The organism is Ligilactobacillus murinus DSM 20452 = NBRC 14221 (assembly GCF_001591685.1).
Classification (GTDB): Bacteria; Bacillota; Bacilli; order Lactobacillales; family Lactobacillaceae; genus Ligilactobacillus; species Ligilactobacillus murinus.
In genome coordinates this window covers 1-4698 of the sequence record NZ_BCVJ01000078.1, presented here as the reverse complement: position 1 = coordinate 4698, position 4698 = coordinate 1, and the positions used below count along the sequence as shown (strand labels likewise).

At 41.3% G+C, this 4698-nt stretch carries 5 protein-coding genes; 4 read left to right on the top strand and 1 reads right to left on the bottom strand.

What is annotated here, in order from left to right:
- Positions 1-110: 110 nt before the first annotated feature.
- Positions 111-416 (bottom strand): hypothetical protein, encoded by a 306-nt coding sequence (locus LMU01S_RS09530; RefSeq protein ID WP_004050454.1) that lies wholly within the window; start codon positions 414-416, stop codon positions 111-113.
- A 321-nt stretch (positions 417-737) separates the two neighbouring features.
- On the opposite strand from LMU01S_RS09530, the gene LMU01S_RS09525 reads away from it, so the two are divergent.
- From LMU01S_RS09525 to LMU01S_RS09510, 4 genes are all read left to right on the top strand, one after another.
- Positions 738-1775: an aldose epimerase family protein gene (locus tag LMU01S_RS09525; protein ID WP_056960308.1), complete on the top strand. Its 1038-nt coding sequence runs from the start codon at positions 738-740 to the stop codon at positions 1773-1775.
- Between the two features lie 117 nt (positions 1776-1892).
- Positions 1893-2951, top strand: a complete 1059-nt coding sequence (locus tag LMU01S_RS09520; RefSeq protein ID WP_056960310.1) for an AI-2E family transporter — start codon at positions 1893-1895, stop codon at positions 2949-2951.
- Positions 2944-4134 (top strand): MalY/PatB family protein, encoded by a 1191-nt coding sequence (locus LMU01S_RS09515; RefSeq protein ID WP_056960312.1) that lies wholly within the window; start codon positions 2944-2946, stop codon positions 4132-4134. The genes LMU01S_RS09520 and LMU01S_RS09515 overlap by 8 nt, the downstream gene beginning before the upstream one ends.
- An 82-nt stretch (positions 4135-4216) precedes the next feature.
- On the top strand, positions 4217-4698 hold a 482-nt coding region (locus tag LMU01S_RS09510), incomplete at its 3' end, for a 2,3-bisphosphoglycerate-dependent phosphoglycerate mutase (RefSeq protein WP_061773579.1).

Sequence of the window (4698 nt, the reverse complement as noted above, 5' to 3'; positions counted from 1 at the left end):
GGGGACTCTTATTTGCTAGTCTCTGCTCTGAATTGCACGTTACGGCTATATAGCTCAAATGCCGGATTGCACAAAAAAAGGAAATGCCAGTCGACATTTCCTGATACGATCTAGGCGAGTTGGGTCAAGAGTGGCTTTGCCTTGGCGTTATCCAATGGCAAGTAAGCTGGACCAACAGCTGCGCGATCGATCGCTAAACTATAATTGCTTGTGAGTGAAGGGACCATTTTTGAAAGCTCATTTAATTGTTCCGAGACAAAGCGAGAGAAGGAGAAGTTACGTTGCTCTTTCATCGTTTTTTCAAGATCAATATTAAAGGTCACATCTAAAAAGCAACCGCTTTCCTTATCGGATAAACGCCACGCTTTACTGTGGTTCTGTCGTGATTCAATTTTTTCAACTACTGTTTCGGTCATATAAAGCCCCTCCTAGAAAAATCTTTAGTTGTGTTAACGTCTATACCATACTATGGATCAGAATGTTTTGCAAGTGTTTTACATTTGCTGATAAGTAAATCAGTAGAAATCATTATTTCAGGGTCCCAAATAGCGGGGATCTAAGGGCTTATCTTTAATTCTTAAGGTTGTTTTAAGGAAAAATCTGCAAACTATACCAATTTTTGGAGTTTTAAAAAGTCACTAAGTATCTGTGCAAGCGCTTTAAATAAAAGTGCAAATGCGGTAAAATAAAAGTAGTTAAATAACGCATTTATAAGTGAGATTTGGAGGAGATTTTTGATGGATATCTTTAGAAAAGAGCTTGATACCTATGATGGACATACGGTGACCCAGATCACTTTGGTCAATGACAACGGAGTCGAGATCTCGTGCTTGACGATGGGCGCGATCTGGCAAGCTTTCAGCGTTCCAAGTGGTGCGGGTAAGAAGAACTTATTATTGAGTTTTGAGCATACAAAAGATTACTATGCTAATGCGCAAAATATCTGTAAGGCGATCGGTCGGGTCGCTGGACGGATCGCCCACGGGAAGTGTGAATTAAACGGCGAGCAAGTTCAATTACCACAAAATGAAAACGGTAATACGTTACACGGGGGTCAAAACGGATTTAGCACTTATAATTGGAACTATACCACTTCACGTAATAAAAATAGTGTGAGTGTTATTTTCCAAAAGAAGATCACCGAAAAAATGGATGGTTTCCCAGGAAATATTTTGGCAACGATCATCTATACTCTAAATAACAATAACAAAGTGACGATCTCCTTTAGTGCATTAGGGGGCTCAAAAGATAGTTTGTTCAACCCAACAAATCATGTATACTTCAATTTGAGCGACCGCCAAGATCTTTCCAGCCACTCACTTAAGATCAACAGTAGTGCAACGTTAGAGACGGACGAAAATAATATTCCGACCGGGCGGGTCAAAGAAGTTGAAGCCACACCACTTGATTTTAGAGACTTCCGCAATGTCAAAGCGGCTGCCGATGAAGCTGATGGCTTTGATGATGCTTTTGTAGTCAACCAGCCGGGGAAAGGGACAGAGCCGATCGCTGTTTTACGTGATGAAGACAGTGGCCGCCAGATCACGATCGATTCCGATCGAAACGGCTTGGTAATGTATAATATGCCAGCCTTAGATACTGAGATCAAGTTTTCACGTGATCAAGGTAAACCAGCGATCCCAGGCGAAGGATTAGCGCTTGAAGCTCAGACTTTACCTGATGCGATCAATCAAGAAAACTTTGGCGATATCGTCTTGCCAAAGAACGGTAAGCGTTCATATCACATCCAATTTGCATACGATAAGATCAAATAGCTGTTTTAGGGCCGTGTTTTATAAAAGCACGGTCTTTTTTTGAAATATTCAACTTACTACATTTATCAAGTATTAATGGTATACTTAAATTATTATCTTTAAGTAAGGGGAAAGTTTATGGATCTTTGGAAAAAGTTTATCAATAATGTCTCCTTGAGACGGTTTGTCGTCTTACTAGGCATCATTGGTATTTTGTATGCTTTACGTAGCTTGATCAGTATCATTTTGCTGACGTTTATCTTCACATTTCTAGTTGTACAGCTGACAAATTATATTCGGCGATATGTGAAGATCCCATCGCAATTGATCGTGATCGCGACCTATCTATTGTTCATCGGTTTTATCTATTTGGCTGTGACGATCTATGTGCCTAAACTCGCTATCCAAACTGAAGCGATGATCAATTCACTCTTGCGTTTTTATCAGCATCCACCGCATGGAGCGCAAGATCTGATCCACTATATCGACCGCTATTTTGGCAAGATCGATATCATGCAACAGTTCAAGGGCGGTTTTGGGATCGCACTAGGCTATCTTAAGAGTTTGGGCTCGATCGGCTTTACGTTTGTGATGTCGTTACTGTTGAGTTTCTTTTTTACGATCGAAAAAGACGATCTCTATCGTTTTTCCAAGGGCTTTTTGAGTGGGCCATTTGCATGGTTATTCGAAGATATTTATCATTTTGCTAAGATTTTTGTGAACACTTTTGGGGTCGTACTTGAAGCTCAATTTGTGATCGCAGTCGTCAATACGGTGATCACCACGATCTGTTTGGCGATCATGAACATGCCCCAACTGCTTAGTTTAGGGATCATGGTCTTTGTTTTGAGTTTAGTCCCTGTGGCTGGGGTGATCATTTCCGCGATCCCGATGATGTTTATCGGCTATTCGGTCGGTGGGTTGCGCTATGTCTTTTATATTGTTATTATGCTAGTCGTTGTTCACGCTTTGGAAGCCTATGTTTTAAATCCAAAATTCATGGCTAGCCGTACGGAATTACCGATGTTTTATACCTTTGTCGTCTTATTTGTTGCGGAACATCTTTTTGGTGTTTGGGGCTTGATCGTGGGGATCCCGATCTTTACCTTTATGCTAGATGTTTTAGGAGTAAAACCGGTCCATTCAAAGGGTGAACGTTTGAAGAAAGTTAGAAAGTTGGAGCGTAAAAATGAATAAGCAGGAATTTTTGGCAGAATATGCTGTTGCCCGTAAAAATACTGATTCGGTCAAGTGGGATAATTTAAAAGAAACTTTCGATGCAGAAGATCTATTGCCACTTTGGGTTGCTGATACTGAATTCAAAGCACCAAAAGAAGCGCTTGAAGCTATGACAAAACGGATCGCGCATGGTGCTTTTGGATATTCCTTAACACCAGATGCGTATTTTGAAGCTTATTTCAAATGGCAAAAGGAACGTTATGGGATCGAATTGCATCGCGAATGGATGCGTTTTGGCACGGGGGTCGTGCAATCTTTGAGCACGCTAGTCAACTTATTGACACAAAAAGATGATGCTGTTTTGGTCTTACAACCGGTGTATTATCCATTTATGAAAGTCATCGAAAATAACGAGCGTAAACTAGTTGTTTCTGAGCTCAAACATGAAGCTGGGGTCTACTCAATGGATCTAGCTGATATCGAAGCCAAGATCACTGAAGAGCAAGTGAAGTTGTTGATCTTATGTTCACCACATAATCCAGTCGGACGTGTTTGGTCTGAAGCAGAACTAGCTGAGCTACTCGAACTTTGTCGCCAAAAGCAAGTGCTTGTGATCGCAGATGAGATCCACCACGACCTTTTGTTGACGGATAAACCATTTGTTTCAGTTTTAGAGGTCAGTGAAGGTAAGTATCGTGATAATTTAGTCGTTGTCGATGCGCCCTCGAAGACCTTTAACATGGCAGCTCTTCAAAATAGTCATGTGATCATCCCTAATCCCCAAATGCGCCAGCGCTATGATAAGTTAGTTGAACGTTTAGCTGCTCCAGCCGGCAGTATTTTAGGCAAGGTAGCTGCAGCGGCTGCCTATGAACATGGTGCTTCGTGGCTTAAAGGTCTATTGGAGACGATCCAAGCTAACTATGACTATGTAAAAGAAAAGCTAACTAAAGCTTATCCACAGATCGTCATTTCACCGTTAGAAGGGACCTATCTAATGTGGATCGATCTTAGTGCAGTCGTGGATCCAGCTAAATTAGAGCTCTTTGTAAAAAATAAAGCAGGTTTAGCAGTCGATTTTGGCGATTGGTTCGGCGCTTCGGGTGCAGGACATATTCGGATCAATTTAGCCACGACACCTGAAAATATCGAACGTGCCGTGACTGCTTTGCTGAAAGCTTTAGATGAAAATCAAAGCTAAATTCACTAAAGCACTATCAATTTTTTGCATTTCAGTGTAAAATATCTTTGTATCATAAACATAAGAAAGAGGTTTTTACTAAATGGCAAAATTAGTATTTATCCGTCACGGACAAAGTGAATGGAACTTAGAGAACCTTTTCACAGGTTGGGTTGACGTCAACTTGAGTGAACAAGGCGAACGTGAAGCTAAGGAAGCTGGCCGCAAGTTAAAAGAAGCTGGTATCGAATTTGACCAAGCTTACACATCTGTTTTAACACGTGCCATCAAGACTTTGCACTTCGCACTTGAAGAATCAGGCCAATTATGGATCCCTGAAACAAAATCATGGCGCTTAAACGAACGTCACTACGGTGCATTACAAGGCAAGAACAAAGCTGATGCGGCTGAAAAATACGGTGACGAACAAGTTCACATCTGGCGTCGTTCTTACGACGTATTGCCTCCATTATTGGATGCAAATGATGAAGGTTCTGCAGCAAACGATCGTCGTTACGCAGAATTAGACCCACGTATCATCCCTGGCGGTGAAAACTTGAAGGTTACTTTGGAACGTGTTATCCC